Origin of the sequence: uncultured Shimia sp., from assembly GCF_947493595.1 — a bacterium.
GTDB lineage: Bacteria > Pseudomonadota > Alphaproteobacteria > Rhodobacterales > Rhodobacteraceae > Shimia.
This window is the reverse complement of the sequence record NZ_CANLRL010000002.1, coordinates 309,950-325,453: the sequence shown is the minus strand read 5'-3', so window position 1 is coordinate 325,453 and position 15,504 is coordinate 309,950. Positions and strand designations below refer to the sequence as shown.

Sequence of the window (15,504 nt, the reverse complement as noted above, 5' to 3'; positions counted from 1 at the left end):
TGGAAAAGCCGGTTGGCCACTTCCAACTTCCCGTTGATCATCATATTGGCAGAGTAAGTAAATGATATCTTCTTCTTTCCAGTTCATTTACGTCCATATACCCAAAACGGCCGGCAACTCTATTCAAACCGCACTGTTGCCCATCAGCGACGACAAGAAACTCGTAGCCAAAGGATTTAGAGGACAAGAGCGGTTCGGGATAGTAGGAAAAGTTACCCCCTCAAAACACGCAACGCTTCAGCAGTACTCAGAGCTACTCTCAGGTCGATTGGACCAGTTCTTGGTAGCGACGTCGGTTCGACACCCATTTGAAAGGTTAGTTTCCTATTATTTTTCACCTCACAGATGGCAAGACAGCGAAACCAGCGGAGATTGGCAAACACCCACTTTTGACGAAGAGAGTTTTCTTGCTTTAGCGCGCGATCTAAAGCCAATGACCTGGTTTTTAGAGATTTCTGGAAGTATTCCGGCCGATGTTTTCTATATCCGTCATGAGTGCGCCAAACGCGACTTTGCGTCGTTTGTAACGAAAATCGGCGCAAACGGTGTTGTGGCAGAGTTGCCGCAGCTCAATCGGAGTCTCGCGTCGCATGACCAATTGTCGCGTATTAAAAAAAGTCGAACCTTAAGGACCGCTACCGAACCATTTTTGCGGAACGACTTACAGGTTCTCGAGTACGATCTTTTTAATTAGCTACGTGACCGGGTTGCCCAAAAAGGCACTTTTTCGCGAGATCGATCAAACGCACCTGCATAAGCTTGAACTTCGTAGTGTGTTGTCTCAACACCACGTATTTTACAAAGCAGGCTGTAAATACTTTGAGTACGATGCTCCTGAAATCTGGGATGATTCTGTGTTTCTGAGGGCGTGTCATCAGAGAACCGATAGTTACTCTCCACAGCGACCTCTGACCAAAGGCGTATCATATCAATATTTTCGCGTGTCTTCTTAACAAAAATTAGCCCACTCCCCATTTGAGCCGTGAGCAAATGTCTCGAATCCGCTTGAAGCCCCAACCGACTGGCCACATCGGCTTTGCACCAATGCGCCTCTACAAACACATTCTGAAATGCTAGCAGTCCACTTGGGCTGTCGTGCACAATTTGAAGGTACTCGTCGAAACGTGACTGTGCATTTGGATTTAATGTGAACCCTGCATCAATATAAATCGCGCAGTCACCAAACTCTAACCGATCCAGAAGATCTAAAAGAATGCGGGGTTTCCAAATGCAAAACCCGTACTTCTTGACTCCAACCATAGCCCGATGATGTTCATCAATAAACCACTTGGGAAGTGTTTGGCCATTATGCACTTCGACACTTGAGAAACGGCCAAACTCCTCGGCCTGTCTTTGCATCACAGGGCCCCTCTTGGAATATTCACCATCGGCAAAGGAAACTAACGACACCTTCATAGTTAAGATTTCTCCGGATTCTGAACCCAAAAAAAGGCCCCAGAATTCTGGGGCCTCATTTTCCTCAAGTCTTTGCTTCAGCCACGCTCTGCTTCGAGGACTTCCAGACGCTTATGGAGTTGCTCGATGTAGATGTGGGCATGCTCTAACTCGTTAAGCATGCGGCCCAATTTATCTGTAAGATCAAAGGCTTCATTTTCGATCGTTGGCCCAACATTGGGCAGGTAACCGTTCTCCCACATCAAAGCGGCACGCTGTTCTATTGGCAGAATTTCATATTCATCGGTAAACACCAAATCACATCCACCACCGCATGTCGTTCCGGTTGTGGTTATTGTTCCAGCCAACGTTAGGTTTCCATTACTGTCCAGCACAAACTCATCTGCAGCTGATCCGCCGTTACTGGAGATCTTAAAGGTGTTATTTAGGTGCTGAAACAGACGCCATTTGTGACTGTCAGTAGAATTTTCCATTACGATAGAATTACCGCCAGCACTAATCAGTTGGAGCATGTTAATATTAGCTCCCGCGCCACCAGTGTCTTCGACCATAAGCTTTGCAGTCCCGTCTGTTTTTCGGACGTGCAAAGTGTGACTTGGGTTATCGGTTTGCACACCCACGCGGCCGTTGCGGATTACCAGGCCATCATCGTTTTCATTACCTGGGAAAATCCGGAAAGACAGGGCGCTGCCACCGTTTACATCCCGAATGAAGAAGTTGGTCTCGTTGCCAGCCATATCCCAAGTGTAAGGCGTGAAGCCAGAAGAGCCATCTTGCTCAAGGCGCAGGGTTGGCGTGTTGCCTTCCACCGCATGCAAGTTCACGACAGGGTTGTTGGTGCCAAAGCCCACATGCCCGGTGTCTTCAACAAAGAGCGCGTTGGTTGGTGTATTTGCCTCAACAGTAAATGGAACTCGTCCATTGGTGACGTCGTCAATCGAGAACTTGTTGGCGCCACCGTTGGAGCTGTCATTGGCGGTCAACTGCCAATCGTTGTTTGGAAAGCTCCCGCTTGTGGATGTATCATCGAACTTCAGCCGGGTATTGTTTTCCTTCATACGAATTGTGTCGAAGCCAAAGCTTTCAGAGCTGACACAGTCAATACCGACACAGGCGCTGCCTTGCACGATCAGATCGGTCGCAAATACCTGCTGTGCATGCGCCGCGCCGGTAATAGCAAAGGCAGCAACGCTTGCGAGTAATGTTGGTGTTTGTTTCATAGCTAGAATCCTGTTCGCTAGGACCAACCGGTTTGAAACCCGCCGGTCACTCCTCCTTGATGTCTTCAGGGGTCACAATGACCCCGCGCTCCACCAAAAAAGTGCCGGTGGAGTAATAGGGCACAGCAACAGAGTCTCGCTGTGCATCGCCACGACCCTGGTTCGTAGCGTTGACAATTTTCTTCTGTTCCTCAGTCGCAGCGCGTAACTCGTACCGGTAGTAACCGTCTTGAATGTCGCGGCCAGATAATTGGAACACAGGTGTACCCGAGGCTGCAAACACCTCGATTGTTTCTCCGTTGGGCGCCATCACCGACAACGTTGCATTGCTCAGCCCAATCCAGTTTTCGAACCACACCGCATTTGAGTTATGTAGTTGTACAGGTTCAGGGGTTGCCGCTACGGCAACCTGAAGAGAAAAACAAAAAAATGCTGCGCCAGTAAGAAATCGTCGCATTAAAACACCAATGCTATCGGTCATGAGGAGAAAGGCAAGGCTCCTAACCCTGCCATCCGAATAGCTTAACGCAAGTTTAAAAAAAATGGAACGTTTTTATGGAATTCCAGACTTTTGACCCACTGAAACGGCAAAAAAGATGGGAAACCAGATTTTCTTAACAGCGCAGTATTGCGATCTCGCAACAGGCCATGGGCTATTGGGCGCGCTTCTGGGCCTCGCTGACTTGCTCAACGGTCATATGGGACGCCAAAAACTCCGCGAGACCGGGATCGCCAGTATGACCAAATCTAACCGCTCGGATCATCCACATTTGCGCGAGAACATAATCTTGCGGCACCCCTTCGCCACGTGCGTATAGCCCTGCAAGATTGATCATTGCAGGGGCCAAACCAGCCTCGGCAGCCGACCTCATGTGTGTGGCGGCTTGGATTTGTGCGGCTGGCGTCCGGTCGGATTGTATCAGAAGCAACCACCCGAGCTGAAATTGCGAAATTGGATCCCCAAGATTGGAGCTCTCCTGAAGCAGCTTTAACCCTGCTTCACTGGTATCGGGTTGGCTCAAACGCGGATCGTAAAAAGGATCCGCAGATCCAGAGGACGCAGTGGAACCGGTTTGGCCAGCCCCTTCGCGATAGAGCTCCGCCGCTCTGGCCTCATCAAGCGGCACTCCAAATCCATTTTCGTACATAACGCCCAAGTTTGTCTTGGCCACTTTCAGCCCCTGCTCACTTGCTGCTGCAAACAATTCCGCTGCCCTCACATAGTCTTGCGTCACGCCTTCGCCGCGCACATACAGCAACCCGAGATTGTTTTGCGCACGCGGATGATTTTCGGAAACGGCAAGTTCATAAAACTGTTTGGCGCGAGCGAGATCCTTGGGCACGCCAGTTCCGTTTTGAAACAAAACACCAAGGCTCACCATGGCCTCCAAATGGCCCTTTTCGGCGGCACGGGCATACATCTGAGCCGCTTGACTCATATCCCCCAGTGCCTCTGGTGCGGTTTCCAAGGCGCTTGCATAGTCAAACACGTGATCCGGGTCGCCAGCCTGAGCGGCCGCTTTCAGCCAAAGTAGACCCGTTGCCGGGTCTGCCGTGCCACCATAGCCAGTGAAGAGGTATTGGCCCCATCGGTTTTGAGCCGCGACATGGCCCTGTTGTGCGGCGCGTCCAAACCATTCTCCAGCGGATGCAAAATTTTGTAGAACGCCTTCTCCAGAATGAAATTGCATACCGAGGTCATACATCTCCTGCGGTGTATACTCCTGACCTGTATCTGAGACTTCCGGTGCCACACCTTCGCCTGTTTGCGCGATCGCCAGAGTGCCCACCGCCGCAGTGCCACAGAACAGCAAGAGCGTGATGAGAGCACCGTGCCATCTCATTGGGACACCCCTTTGGGCAATTGATTGGCCGCGTCCTCAAAAAACCGGCGAGCAATGGTTTGGGCCTGAGCGATTTCTTCTGCGGTCATCAAATCCGTGACTGTGCTCCGCACTTCAGCTGCCTTTGAATGACCTCCAGTGGCGGCAATATTGAGCCAAGCGTGGGCCTGCACATAGTTTTGCGCCCCTCCGTCCCCACGTGTCAGCATTTGGCCCAGACGAAATTGCGCCTCAACATCCCCAGCCTGTGCCGCCAGTTCAAAAAAAGGTACCGCGTCTTCCGGCGTGTTGCCTTGCTCCGTCAGCCAAATGGCCCATGCCGTTTGCGCCGGGCGAATGCCAACGTCCGCCTGTTGCTTCAACCAATCTCGCGCGGCAGTGTCTCCCTCAGCGGCGGCGTCAAACGCCCAAGGCACAACTGTGTGTGGAGCCACCAGGCCGTCAAGCTTGCCATCCCCTGCCAACTGCCCCAACGCAATTCGGGCCGGGGTATACCCCTGATCCAGCGCGGTGCGATACGTGTTCAAAGCAGCTTCCAGGTCGACTGGCCGACCATCCCCGCTTGCAAGCATCCCCGCAATCGCAGCGGTGGCGCGACCATACTCCCTGTTTGAAGCTTGATTGTACCAAGCCCAGGCGTTTTCGGAATCCTTGGCAATGCCATAGCCTCCGCCAAAAGCATCTCCGAGAAGGGTCATGGCCTCCGCGTCGCCACGCTTGGCAGCCGTTGAAAGCCACGTCATTGCCGCAGAGGGGTTCGCGGCGACATCATCTGCTATCAGATAGCGGCGTCCAAGCACGCGTTGCGACTGGACATGCCCAGCCTCCGCAGCTCGTTGTAGCCACACCAATGACTGGCCCCGATCCAACGACACACCACGCCCTTCGTCATAGGCGCGTGCCAGGTTGAACTGTGCGGAGGTGTGGCCATTCTCTGCGGCGAGCGTCAGCCAGTGCACAGCCATGTTCGTGTCTTTTGTAACACCCTCGCCACGTGAATACGCGCGACTGACCGCAAGTTGTGCGTCTTGATGATCCTGCTCGGCTGCGGCTAGAAGCCAATTGAAAGCGGTCTCCAAATTTGCCTCAATCGAGAGGCCGTCTCGGTAAACGAGGCCCAAATAATATTGGGATTCCGCCACCCCACGCGCCGCCGCACTGGAAAACAGCTTAATCGCGCGTTCGGGCTGATAAAGGTCACCATCTTGTGGCGCCGAAAGATACAGACGCGCCAACAAGTTTTCAGCAGCTACAAACTTGTGAGCCGCTGACTTTTCCAACCAAAAAACGGCACCCTCCAAGTCTCGCGGTCCGCCCAGCGCTTCCAGAAGAACCCGACCATAGCGGAATTGGACCAAGGGCTGGTCGGTGTCTTCGACATGCTGGCGCAGGCCTTCGCGCACAAAGACATAGTTTTTTTCCGCCCATGCCGTCTCGATTTCCGCCATTGAGGAGCGTGGAGAAGTTTGCTCCGCTGCTGGCGCCTCGGTTTCGCTGGTAATCGGCTTAAAAGTCGGTGCCTGTTGAGACATTGCTGCGGGCGTCATCAGCGCCAGACCAAACAAGAACGAGGGAAAAACGCGGAGCGGAAATTGCATAGGGTCATCCAGATTTGTGTCTTTGCGGCCAATGGCTCGTCGCGTCCTATACGCCGGCTGTACCCTAGCTACGTGGCACTAATTCAGCAATCCCGTAACACGGCTCAGCCACATCAGTGCCGCTGAGAGGCACAGCGCAGTGCCAAAAGGAATTGCCTGTCTGCCCAGATTTTCACTTCGCCAATGCCGGACCAAACCAAACAGGATCCCTATCGTAGCACCACCAAGCACCAGAGCTGGCAAATCAAATGGTCCAGCAACAGCTCCCAAGCCTGCCATAAGCTTAACGTCACCCAAACCCAGCCCTTCAGCTCCCCGCAACGCGCGATAGCTGATGCGCAGCGCCAAGAAGCCACCGGCGCCCAGGCCAGCACCCAGCAATGCCACCTCAATGCCGGCCCCGCCCACAGCCATTGACCACGCCAAAGCAAGGCCAAACAGAAGCCCAGTTAGGACATTTGGCAATCGCATCCAAAGCAGGTCCGATACCGCCAAGCCGAGAAGGAGCCAGAGAAAAGCTGCCGTGAATAGCATGGTGGGTGTGGAGTCGCTGGTTATGATCGCAAACCCTGCCGCCGCAATTGCTGCGATTTCCAAATAGAGCAACCATGGGGAAAGGCTGCTGCTACAGTGACGACACCGTCCCTTTGCCCAGACAAAGCTTAGAATAGGCACGAGATCAAAGGGCTGCAGCTGCGCCCCGCAAGAGCGGCAGAAAGAGCGACGGGACACCACGTTTTCGCCGCGCGGCAATCGATCAATCAGCACGCCAAGAAAAGATCCAACCGCTGGGCTGACAAGCAAAAGAAACAAAGAGATTGGATCGGTCACAGGCGCGCTCAGATAATTTGGACAGCGCAGTTTTGCGCAGTTTGGAATAATTTGTCCATTGCTTGGCCATAACACACTCGCGTTTGGGGAGAATGGACAAACCGTCCCTGCTGCCTTTACCATGGCCGTCAAATAGAGCGAGCCAGTTTATGTCATCCAATTCTCTCCCAAGCTCCCAACACGCCAAAAACGACGCCGGGTTTTCCCTGCTGGAGTTGATGGTTGTTGTGGTGATCCTATCAGTTTTGGCACTGGTGATTGTGCCACGTGTGATTGACCGTCCGGATCAAGCCCGGGCGGCGCGTGCCCAGGCTGATATCGCCGCGGTTGTGAGTGCGATCAATTTGTACCGGCTCGACAATTTCAGATACCCAACAACGGAACAGGGGTTGGACGCTTTGGTCACACAACCAACCAGTGACCCCGTGCCAACAAATTGGGCCGCCAACGGCTATATGGATCGCCTGCCGATCGACCCTTGGGGGCAGCCGTACCAATATTTATCCCCTGGTGTGCACGGGGATTTTGACGTGTTCAGTTACGGCGCAAATGCAGTTGCCGGCGGCACAGGTGCGGATGCGGATATCGGATCATGGGCCACGCAGTAACCCCAGACCCCTCTGGCGGTTTCTCATTGATCGAGCTTCTGATTGCTGTAGCGGTCATGGCCGTGTTGGCAGTGGGCGCAAGTTTGTCGGTTGGCCGATCTCAAGCGACTGCGCCACAAGATCAGGCTTTGTTTCAGCACACTTTTGACCAATTGAGTGACTTGGCCATCACTAGCGGCCAAAGCCGGGGCATGAAGTTCACCCCCAAAGGCATGCAACTGGCCACAAGCACTGCCCAAGGCTGGAACATTTCTGACCAAGTCCTTCGCTGGCGCGGCCAAGTGGTGGTCACGTCACACCCATCTGCCTCCAATGCACCCGAAATTGTGTTTTTGGCCAACGGCGAGAACACGGTGTTCTCCATAGTTTTTAGCAAAGAAAGCCACATTAGCCGGTGCCTGTCGGATGGGCTGTTGGGGCTGTCATGCCAGTGATTAAGCACCAAAAAGGATCAAAGGAGTCGGGTTTAACTCTGATCGAACTGGCCATTGCAATTGTTGTTCTGGCATTGGGCACCATCGCTGCGACTCGAGCTGCAGATCAATCACGAGTCGCCATTGGCGGAGAAACCCCGCGTTTGCTGGCACGGATTGTGGCGCACAATCGGGTGGAAGAGCGTAAACTTCTTGGAATGTCCGCCTCGTTGCCCGCCACGGTATTGATGGGCGCACAAAATTTTGTGATTGAAGAAGACGTTGCCATCACCGAAGCGGGCTTGGTCCGCATTCGTGTGACAGCACGAGGCCAATCCGGTGAGGGGGCGCAATTGAATGCCTACCTCAAAGGTGGGCGGTGATGCATCGACCACAAAAGGGACCACCAAAAACGCAAAGCGATCTCGGACTTAGTCTGATCGAGCTTGTGGTCGCCTTAGCCCTATTTGCTTTGGTGGCAATCATGGGGGCACAAGGACTCTCCGGCATGTTGCGGCTCCGAGATGGCTTGCAAGATCGCGGTGAGACGTCAGCTGAACTGGTCCAGGCAATAAGCCTCTTGCGACGGGATGTTTCTTCTGCGGTTCCAATGCCTTTCTTTTCTCCCGACGATGGCCCCATTCTGTCAGCACTCACCGAAGACTCGGGAGGGTTTTCCCTTTCCATTGGAGGGCAGCCGACACTGCACTCGGATCGAAAATCGCAACCGATTTTGCATCGTGTAACTTGGCGTTTTCAGCCGAGTTCGGGTCGATTCATACGACAAAGATGGGCGACACTAACTCCGCTCAACACCTCAGCACTTGGTCCAGAAGTCCCGGTGTTGGAGGGTGTCACAGGCATTCGGCTGCGAAGCTATTGGGGGGAACTTGGATGGATCAATGGTCTGCGACCGCCACTACAGGCCATACCAAGCGCGGCCAACCAAGATGAAGACGGCGGCCCGGCGGCCACGGTCTCATTTTCCAGCGTATTGCCAGACGGCGTGGAAATCACGCTGGAGACAAAGGCCCATGGAGACATAGTGCTGTTGGAGTCTTTGAAATGAATGCGCCTTCGGACAATAAAAATGGCTATGTGTTGGTCAATGCGTTGGTGTTGGTGGCTGCGTTGTCCGCTGTGGCCGTTTTTCTTTTGGCGCGGGCGGACGCCGGTCGTAAGCGACTAGATGCAGGACTGACAGCAGCGCAGCTGTCTTTGAACCTGAACGCTTTTGAAGCCTTGGCCAAAACCGTCTTAGAGCGTGATGTTGGCGCCGTTGACCACAACGGAGAAAACTGGGCCAAGCCGGTGATAGACATGCAGCTCACACGGGGCCGAGTGACCGGGAGAATTTCGGATGAACAGGGACTATTTAACCTGAATTGGCTGTCAAACCCAGATCATCACACCGCGCACGACGCCTTTAAAAAGCTGTTATCGCAACGCGGCGTGCCGCAGCAGGTTGGACAACAAATCCACGATTTACTGAGCGCAGATGGCCCTGTGGATCCAGCCGCTTGGAGCAGAAAAACGCCAGCCGAAGAACCTGTCTCCGGCCCCCTATTGATGGTTGACCAGTTGGCGCATCTGCCTGGTATTTCGGAACGACACTTGGCGCGCTTGGCACCGTTTGTGACTGCGCTGCCCGGCGACAGCCCGCTCAACATCAACACAGTTTCGGAAGAAGTGCTGCGCGCCTTTTTGCCAAACATGTCAGCCGCTGCGTACAACCAAGTCTTTCGCGATCGCACAAATCAGCCATTTTCTTCGGTTGACGCATTTTTGGCGGCGGTCGGCGTTCCTGCGCCAGATGCAGACAATCCGGAAGGACCGCCGCCACCTTTGTCGCCAGAACATCTATCGGTAGGGTCACAATGGTTTCGGGCCGAGATATCGGCTTCGCTTGATGACCAATTTGCCCAGCGCAGTATTGTGTTTCAGAGACAAAGCTTACCGGTTGGTGTAACCACCCACTGGAGGATCACGACAAGGCCATGAAACAAAAGCAGGATTGCACTCTATACCAGAGGCCTGCATTTTGCTGACAGGTGAATTTAACAGGAGCGCTGGTGCGACACGTCAGAAAATCGTCCCCCCCAGCACAACATGGAGAGGCGTCCACATTGTTTGCACGGGTTGGTGACGGAATACAATCCGCGCGACATGTCGTATTGGCGCCTGGACATGTGGTTCCGTTAATCCACTTGGACCTCCCAAAGTCGCTACGGGGGCAAGCCCGGGAACAGGTCGCGCGGCGGCAACTCACCGATCGAATGGGGCTGGATGACACAGTGGCGATGAGACCCTGCAATCTTGGTGCCAACGGAGAAGACTGGTCCCAGGTGTTTGTTGCGGATCACACCCATATGGCAGAGTGGCGGAGCTATGACTGCCAGGCAGTGATACCGGACTACCTGTCACTGCCAACGTCAGAAGGGATTTGGACGCTGTCCCAAATCAAGCTGGACGGCTCAACAGCCGTCATGATGCGGTTTGGTCCAAACGATGGTGCCAGCACGTCACTGGAAATGGCTGAAATCGTCTTGTCGCAAGCACTTAGCGCCAGCCCCAATCGCCCCACTGCCGTGCTTTGGCATGGTGAAGCACTGTCGGCCTTTGACAGCTTGATGAGCGCGCATGGAGTGCCTGTTGTACTTGATCCAAACCAGTTGCCTGAGTTGGGCGTTGACCGACCTTCAGTTTTGAAACATGGCGAGTTGGATTGTGATCTGCGCGCAGATCCAATGGCCGCTCGTACGCGGTTGGCGCAGCGGGTTTTGCCGTGGCGGTGGACTGCTTTATCCGCGGCATTGGCCGTCGCGCTATGGAGTGTTGGTCAACTTGTTGCCATTGCGCGCATTGAGGCTCAGACCGACGAAATCACCACACACACCCAAGAAATCGTGAAACAGCACTTTGTACCAACGGGTCCAATTTTGGATGTACGGAGCCAAGTCAGTCGGGTGCTATTGGATCTACAGAATTCCCGAAGGGATGGCGGAGCAACGCTGGATGTCTTGGATTTGACCGCAGAAGTTGGTGCTGTCCTAGACGCCGCGAACGCCGTACCGGAGATGGTCAGCTACACAAAAGGCGATGGGCTTATGATTGTTGTGCGAATGCCAGATTTTGGCAGTGCAGAACGGCTCACTTCAGCGCTGCAATCTGACCATATGACCGCGGATCTGGAGGAAAGCCGGGTCAGCGACGCGCAGGTCGGCGTACGCACAGAGATCCGAATTTTGCCGAAGGAACCATCACCATGAGCGATCGGCTGCTGGAATTTCTTCTTCAACTGACTCGCCGAGAAAAGGTTTTACTGGCCAGTTTGGCAGGCATTGTGGCGCCGCTGGCCTTGGTGTTTGGTCTGCTCATGCCGCTACAAGAACGAAGACAGGCGGCTGAACAGATTCAGCGAGACGCGGTGGCATTGCAACGCTGGGTAACCAGACAAGCCAGAGAGCTCACAATTCTGACGCAAGCCGCACCGCAGCCAGAAATCGGAGACCCGATTGGCTCCGGCGGGATCGAACAAGGGTTAATTGCGGCCCAGCTGCGCAGGTCCGTAACAGTTTTGGACGCGGACGGCGCAGACGGGATCGAACTTCAGTTTGAACGCGTTGATTTCCTGAAACTGGCTTCCTGGCTCAGATCGGCACACCCTGATTGGGGATACGACATTGTTGCCTTCCGTCTTGAGGCAACAGAAGAGCCAGGCGTTGTATCCACCTGGCTCGACCTTCGACCTCTTCAAAGATAAGTCTTTTGCGCTGAATCAGAGACGCTGGAGCCGGGAAGAAATCTTGGCTTGGCGCCCTGCCATTGCACCCAGAGGATCCAAATCTGGATTTGATTTGAGCACCTCTTGTAGCGCAGCATTTGCCGCACTGAGATTTTGCTGACCAGCTGCGGTGTTGCCTTCGGACAGCTGTTTCATGCCCAATTCATGCTGTGCAGTACCTTGAACCGACAAAGCCGCACTGCGCGCCAACCCCGTTTGGCTGGCCGCAAGCGAAGCGGCAATTTTTGCTGCTTGTTCGAAATTGCCAGCCCGCAACTCAGTATGGGCGTACTCAAGTTGAAGCCGCGGAGCGAGAGGGCCTGCTTGTTGCAGCAACTTTTGATAGCTGCGGCGCGCACGGTCGTATTGGCCGCCTTCAAGTGCATTTCTGGCGACAGCATATTGGCTTTCAAAGCTGTTGCGCGACACCATTTCATCGCCGCAACTGCCTACCCCAATAAGCACCAGACCGGCGAGACCGGTTCGGAGAATGGAAGACATGGTTTGTACCTGCTCAAGATTGTCGTTTTTTCTTATTTGTAATAGCTTAGCATAATCGCGGCCCTGCGTCTATCTTGCAGAGGTTTGGCGAGAAGAGAGTGGGTATTTATGCGACTAATCGCTGGGTTCTGCACTTTGGTGTGCTTAGGGGGTGCCGCTTGGGCAGGGTGGCAACTGGCCGAGGAACTGCGTACTGCGCCGGATCCGCTGACGGTAGCAACCGGGGCATCGCAATCTGATGTCGCATCGCCACCATCCCCTGTGCGGCAACCACGCCGATGGACCGCTTTGTTTGGCGAGCGTCAACCTCCAAGCCCGCAGACTGCACCGCCACAACCAGCTGAAGAACCACAACCACCAAAGGCGGCCAAACCGCCTCTGTCCAGTCTCGGCTACACATTGAAAGGCATGGTTCGGGACGGGGCGTCATCGTGGGCCATTGTCGGCCATCCCACAGGAGACCGGCTGTTGCGCGTGGGTGATATGTTGGAACCAAACGTGCGGGTTGCAATCATTGATGCGCAGGGCCTTTGGGTCTCACGAGATGACGGTGATCCTGAACTGATGGCTTTCCCTGAATAGGTTCAGCTGGGATTCACTACCCTGCGACCACCGCTTGCAAATCAAAGATCGGCAGCAACACCGCAAGCACAATTGTAAGCACCAAGGCGCCAACCAGCATCATGAGCAATGGCTCCAGCAGTGCGGCGATGCGTTTGCGTTCCGTTGATAGGCGGTGCTCCACCAAAGCGGCAGCGCGGTCAGTCATGCGGGCCAGACGGGCGGAGGCTTCGCCGGCGGCAATTAGTTGGCGGGCGACCGGCGGAAGAAACGACAGCTGAGACAAGGCGGACGACAGGCTTTCGCCTTGCCGCACGGCTGTCGCAACCGCATCACCCTCACTTTGAAACTGCGCAACCACCAGAACATCTTTGGCGTTAACCGCAGCGCTGAGGACGGCATGGCGCGCCCCGAGCACCAACGCCAATGTACGCATGTATTGCACTGAAGCGGAAAGTCGCAGTAGGCGTCCCGTCACAGGCAGGCGCAAAAGCCCCCGGTCTCGAAGATCCCGCAAGACAGGAATATGCGGTGTGACTATCGCCAAGGCGGTAAGCAAGCCCATAAGCACAGCAAGAAGGATTGCGTTGGCCTGTATCCAGTCGCTTATAGAAAGCACGTATTGCGTGAGGGGCGGTAAGGGGCGTCCAGAAAGTTCAAACATGGAGACAATTTCAGGGGCGACGCTGGTCATCAGGATTGCACAAACCAATAATGCCACAGCGGCCACGAAACCAGGGTATATCAGCGCGGTGGCAATATCTGCTTTCTCGGTCCCCAGTTGCTCCAAGTGATCTGCCAGCTCTTGGAACACCGTTGCCAATTCGCCAGCGCCCTCACCCGCCCTTAGCGCAGCAAGGTAGTAAGGGGGAAACCCGGCACCCGTCTCCGCCAATGCATCTGACAAGGTGGCACCTTCCATTAGCGAGGCACGTGCTTGCGCCGCTACTGTATCCAGCACGGTTTGGCTCTCACTTCGTACGGCCTCCAACGCAGCTTCCGCAGTGAGGTCTGCTCCAAGCAATACCGCCATTTGGCGGGTAAACACCGACTGCAGATCTGGGTTCAAACGAGACCGGCGTGACAGGCGCGCGGTGTGTTTGCTGAGCTGTGGTGTTGTCTCATGAACCTCAGACACAAACAAGTCTTGCTGCGCCAACTGTGCAGCAACATCAGCCTCGGTTTCAGCAACAATAGTGCCTGTTTTGCGCCGGCCATTACCGGTGTAGGCGGTATAGGCGTAGGCCTTCACGCTACGTCTCCAACAACGCGCAATGTTTCAGACAGGCTCACATCACCGCCAGAGGCGGCCAGCAGACCCTGACCAATCAGGGTTTCTCCGGCAGAGAGCGACATGGATGCCATTTCGGTTTCGGTTGCCCCACGATCAATCGCCGCACGGAGCGTTTCGCCAATTTCCACCATCTCAAAGACACCCATCCGACCGGCATGACCCGTTCCTAAACAGACTTCACACCCAACAGGATCATAAAGCGTCTCGGGAATTGGCAAACCGTGGCGGGTGAAATGCGATGTTTCTTCACGAGTTGGATCGTGAGCCGCGCAACAGTTTTGGCACAATCTGCGCAGAAGACGTTGCGCAATCACACCGCGCAAAGTGGCGGCTATGAGAAAGTTATCCACACCCAAGTCCCGCAGACGGACAATGGCACCAACAGAGCTATTTGCGTGCAAAGAGGAAAATACCAAATGCCCAGTAAGGGCCGCTTGCGCCGCAGTGGAGGCGGTTTCCGGATCGCGGATTTCGCCAACAAGAATAACGTCTGGGTCTTGGCGCAACGTGGCCCGCAAGCCCGCAGCAAAGGTCATGCCGATGTCTGCGTTGATTTGAGATTGGCTCACGCCAGGCAGATCATATTCAATCGGATCTTCGACGGTGACGATGTTGTGCTCGTCCCGATCCGCCAATTGCAGCAGGGAATAAAGCGTGGTGGTTTTTCCCGCACCAGTTGGACCTGTCGCCAAAATGATGCCATTTGGCAGAGACGCAAGGCGCTGCAACAATGCCTGCTGCGCCTCTGACAAGCCAAGATCCTTGAGTGGCATCAGACCAGCCGAGCGGTCCAGAATACGCAGGACAATGCGCTCGCCATAGTGGCCAGGCAGCGAAGACACCCGCGTGTCGATCATGCGCCCCCCCAAAGACAGCGCAATGCGTCCATCTTGCGGAAGGCGTGTTTCGGAAATATCTAAACCGGCCATGACCTTCAGTCGCGACACAATGCGTTTAACCGGCACGTCGGCACGGTCCATCACTTCCTGCAAAAAGCCGTCGACCCGCATGCGCACGCGAAGGCCGTATTCGTGCGGCTCCACATGCAAATCAGACGCGTGGCCCAGCACAGCTTTGCGCAGCAGCCGATTGACCAGCTGGATCACTGGCGCATCTCCCGGTTCGTCCAGCAGATCTCGCTGACGCGAGGCAAAAGCCGCTTCTTCGAGATCAAAACTCAGCTCGGTGTCGCTTGTCGGATCCGGCCCCGTGTCTGAGCCGTCATAAAGTTTCGCCAGCTGTGTTTCAAACTCTGGCTGCGCCAGCTGGTTGAAAACCACATCAACCAAGCCCACGCGCCTTTGTGCCTCCCTGAGACCCAAAGCAGTTACCGCGGGTCCAGCAAACACCTGAGTGCCCTTGAGTAGCACATGATTGTCACGGGCAAAAGCAAACGGCAGGCGGTTGTTTGTATCACCCATGACACGCTTGCTC

Annotated in this window: 18 protein-coding genes; 9 read left to right on the top strand and 9 right to left on the bottom strand. The window is 54.7% G+C overall.

Features of this window, described 5'->3' with window-relative positions; genetic code table 11:
- Positions 1–61: 61 nt before the first annotated feature.
- A complete protein-coding gene (locus Q0955_RS07170; RefSeq protein ID WP_299421857.1) occupies positions 62–694 on the top strand; it encodes a sulfotransferase family 2 domain-containing protein in 633 nt (210 codons plus the stop codon).
- On the opposite strand, the gene Q0955_RS07165 is transcribed toward Q0955_RS07170, so the two are convergent.
- The 6 genes from Q0955_RS07165 to Q0955_RS07140 form a co-directional block, all read right to left on the bottom strand.
- The gene (locus tag Q0955_RS07165; protein WP_299421855.1) at positions 691–1,416 is read right to left on the bottom strand and encodes a hypothetical protein; all 726 of its coding nucleotides are present in this window, start codon (positions 1,414–1,416) and stop codon (positions 691–693) included. The two genes, Q0955_RS07170 and Q0955_RS07165, sit on opposite strands and share 4 nt — an antisense overlap.
- Before the next feature lie 77 nt (positions 1,417–1,493).
- Complete coding sequence (locus Q0955_RS07160) at positions 1,494–2,636, bottom strand: hypothetical protein (RefSeq protein WP_299421852.1); 1,143 nt, start codon at positions 2,634–2,636, stop codon at positions 1,494–1,496.
- A gap of 46 nt (positions 2,637–2,682) precedes the next feature.
- Complete coding sequence (locus Q0955_RS07155; RefSeq protein ID WP_299421849.1) at positions 2,683–3,117, bottom strand: hypothetical protein; 435 nt, start codon at positions 3,115–3,117, stop codon at positions 2,683–2,685.
- Positions 3,118–3,289: 172 nt separating this feature from the next.
- On the bottom strand, positions 3,290–4,480 hold the full coding sequence (locus Q0955_RS07150) for an SEL1-like repeat protein (protein ID WP_299421847.1): 1,191 nt from the start codon (positions 4,478–4,480) through the stop codon (positions 3,290–3,292).
- Positions 4,477–6,078, bottom strand: coding sequence for a tetratricopeptide repeat protein (locus Q0955_RS07145; protein WP_299421844.1), 1,602 nt, complete (start codon positions 6,076–6,078; stop codon positions 4,477–4,479). Before Q0955_RS07145 ends, Q0955_RS07150 begins: the two co-directional genes overlap by 4 nt.
- 78 nt (positions 6,079–6,156) lie before the next feature.
- Entirely contained in the window at positions 6,157–6,909 is a 753-nt protein-coding gene (locus Q0955_RS07140) for an A24 family peptidase (RefSeq protein ID WP_299421840.1), read from the bottom strand.
- Positions 6,910–7,058: 149 nt separating this feature from the next.
- On the opposite strand from Q0955_RS07140, the gene gspG reads away from it, so the two are divergent.
- The 7 genes from gspG to gspM are packed head-to-tail and all read left to right on the top strand — an operon-like array spanning position 7,059 to position 11,693.
- Complete coding sequence (gene gspG, locus Q0955_RS07135) at positions 7,059–7,517, top strand: type II secretion system major pseudopilin GspG (RefSeq protein WP_299421837.1); 459 nt, start codon at positions 7,059–7,061, stop codon at positions 7,515–7,517.
- Positions 7,502–7,951, top strand: a complete 450-nt coding sequence (locus tag Q0955_RS07130) for a prepilin-type N-terminal cleavage/methylation domain-containing protein (protein WP_299421834.1) — start codon at positions 7,502–7,504, stop codon at positions 7,949–7,951. The genes gspG and Q0955_RS07130 overlap by 16 nt, the downstream gene beginning before the upstream one ends.
- Positions 7,942–8,313: a prepilin-type N-terminal cleavage/methylation domain-containing protein gene (locus Q0955_RS07125; protein WP_299421832.1), complete on the top strand. Its 372-nt coding sequence runs from the start codon at positions 7,942–7,944 to the stop codon at positions 8,311–8,313. The genes Q0955_RS07130 and Q0955_RS07125 overlap by 10 nt, the downstream gene beginning before the upstream one ends.
- On the top strand, positions 8,313–8,999 hold the full coding sequence (locus tag Q0955_RS07120; RefSeq protein WP_299421829.1) for a type II secretion system protein GspJ: 687 nt from the start codon (positions 8,313–8,315) through the stop codon (positions 8,997–8,999). Before Q0955_RS07125 ends, Q0955_RS07120 begins: the two co-directional genes overlap by 1 nt.
- Positions 8,996–9,931 carry a type II secretion system minor pseudopilin GspK gene (gene gspK, locus Q0955_RS07115; protein WP_299421826.1) on the top strand — a complete coding sequence of 312 codons (936 nt, stop codon included), beginning with the start codon at positions 8,996–8,998 and terminating at the stop codon, positions 9,929–9,931. The genes Q0955_RS07120 and gspK overlap by 4 nt, the downstream gene beginning before the upstream one ends.
- A gap of 50 nt (positions 9,932–9,981) precedes the next feature.
- Positions 9,982–11,199: a type II secretion system protein GspL gene (gene gspL / locus Q0955_RS07110; protein ID WP_366140658.1), complete on the top strand. Its 1,218-nt coding sequence runs from the start codon at positions 9,982–9,984 to the stop codon at positions 11,197–11,199.
- A complete protein-coding gene (gene gspM / locus Q0955_RS07105; protein ID WP_299421821.1) occupies positions 11,196–11,693 on the top strand; it encodes a type II secretion system protein GspM in 498 nt (165 codons plus the stop codon). Before gspL ends, gspM begins: the two co-directional genes overlap by 4 nt.
- A gap of 15 nt (positions 11,694–11,708) precedes the next feature.
- Here the strand turns inward: gspM and Q0955_RS07100 are convergent, their stop codons facing one another.
- Complete coding sequence (locus tag Q0955_RS07100; RefSeq protein ID WP_299421818.1) at positions 11,709–12,215, bottom strand: tetratricopeptide repeat protein; 507 nt, start codon at positions 12,213–12,215, stop codon at positions 11,709–11,711.
- A gap of 108 nt (positions 12,216–12,323) precedes the next feature.
- Here Q0955_RS07100 and Q0955_RS07095 point away from each other — a divergent pair, with 108 nt between their 5' ends.
- The gene (locus tag Q0955_RS07095; RefSeq protein WP_299421816.1) at positions 12,324–12,797 is read left to right on the top strand and encodes a type II secretion system protein N; all 474 of its coding nucleotides are present in this window, start codon (positions 12,324–12,326) and stop codon (positions 12,795–12,797) included.
- 16 nt (positions 12,798–12,813) lie between these two features.
- Here the strand turns inward: Q0955_RS07095 and Q0955_RS07090 are convergent, their stop codons facing one another.
- Together Q0955_RS07090 and Q0955_RS07085 are read right to left on the bottom strand one after the other, a co-directional pair.
- Entirely contained in the window at positions 12,814–14,028 is a 1,215-nt protein-coding gene (locus Q0955_RS07090; protein ID WP_299421813.1) for a type II secretion system F family protein, read from the bottom strand.
- Complete coding sequence (locus Q0955_RS07085) at positions 14,025–15,491, bottom strand: GspE/PulE family protein (protein ID WP_299421811.1); 1,467 nt, start codon at positions 15,489–15,491, stop codon at positions 14,025–14,027. The genes Q0955_RS07090 and Q0955_RS07085 overlap by 4 nt, the downstream gene beginning before the upstream one ends.
- Positions 15,492–15,504: the final 13 nt, after the last annotated feature.

Coding starts and splice junctions, on each gene's coding strand:
- Q0955_RS07170 (WP_299421857.1), top strand. CDS start 62: ATGATATCTTCTTCTTTCCAGTTCATTTACGTCCATATACCCAAAACG.
- Q0955_RS07165 (WP_299421855.1), bottom strand. CDS start 1,416: ATGAAGGTGTCGTTAGTTTCCTTTGCCGATGGTGAATATTCCAAGAGG.
- Q0955_RS07160 (WP_299421852.1), bottom strand. CDS start 2,636: ATGAAACAAACACCAACATTACTCGCAAGCGTTGCTGCCTTTGCTATT.
- Q0955_RS07155 (WP_299421849.1), bottom strand. CDS start 3,117: ATGACCGATAGCATTGGTGTTTTAATGCGACGATTTCTTACTGGCGCA.
- Q0955_RS07150 (WP_299421847.1), bottom strand. CDS start 4,480: ATGAGATGGCACGGTGCTCTCATCACGCTCTTGCTGTTCTGTGGCACT.
- Q0955_RS07145 (WP_299421844.1), bottom strand. CDS start 6,078: ATGCAATTTCCGCTCCGCGTTTTTCCCTCGTTCTTGTTTGGTCTGGCG.
- gspG (WP_299421837.1), top strand. CDS start 7,059: ATGTCATCCAATTCTCTCCCAAGCTCCCAACACGCCAAAAACGACGCC.
- Q0955_RS07130 (WP_299421834.1), top strand. CDS start 7,502: ATGGGCCACGCAGTAACCCCAGACCCCTCTGGCGGTTTCTCATTGATC.
- Q0955_RS07125 (WP_299421832.1), top strand. CDS start 7,942: ATGCCAGTGATTAAGCACCAAAAAGGATCAAAGGAGTCGGGTTTAACT.
- Q0955_RS07120 (WP_299421829.1), top strand. CDS start 8,313: ATGCATCGACCACAAAAGGGACCACCAAAAACGCAAAGCGATCTCGGA.
- gspK (WP_299421826.1), top strand. CDS start 8,996: ATGAATGCGCCTTCGGACAATAAAAATGGCTATGTGTTGGTCAATGCG.
- gspM (WP_299421821.1), top strand. CDS start 11,196: ATGAGCGATCGGCTGCTGGAATTTCTTCTTCAACTGACTCGCCGAGAA.
- Q0955_RS07100 (WP_299421818.1), bottom strand. CDS start 12,215: ATGTCTTCCATTCTCCGAACCGGTCTCGCCGGTCTGGTGCTTATTGGG.
- Q0955_RS07095 (WP_299421816.1), top strand. CDS start 12,324: ATGCGACTAATCGCTGGGTTCTGCACTTTGGTGTGCTTAGGGGGTGCC.
- Q0955_RS07085 (WP_299421811.1), bottom strand. CDS start 15,491: ATGGGTGATACAAACAACCGCCTGCCGTTTGCTTTTGCCCGTGACAAT.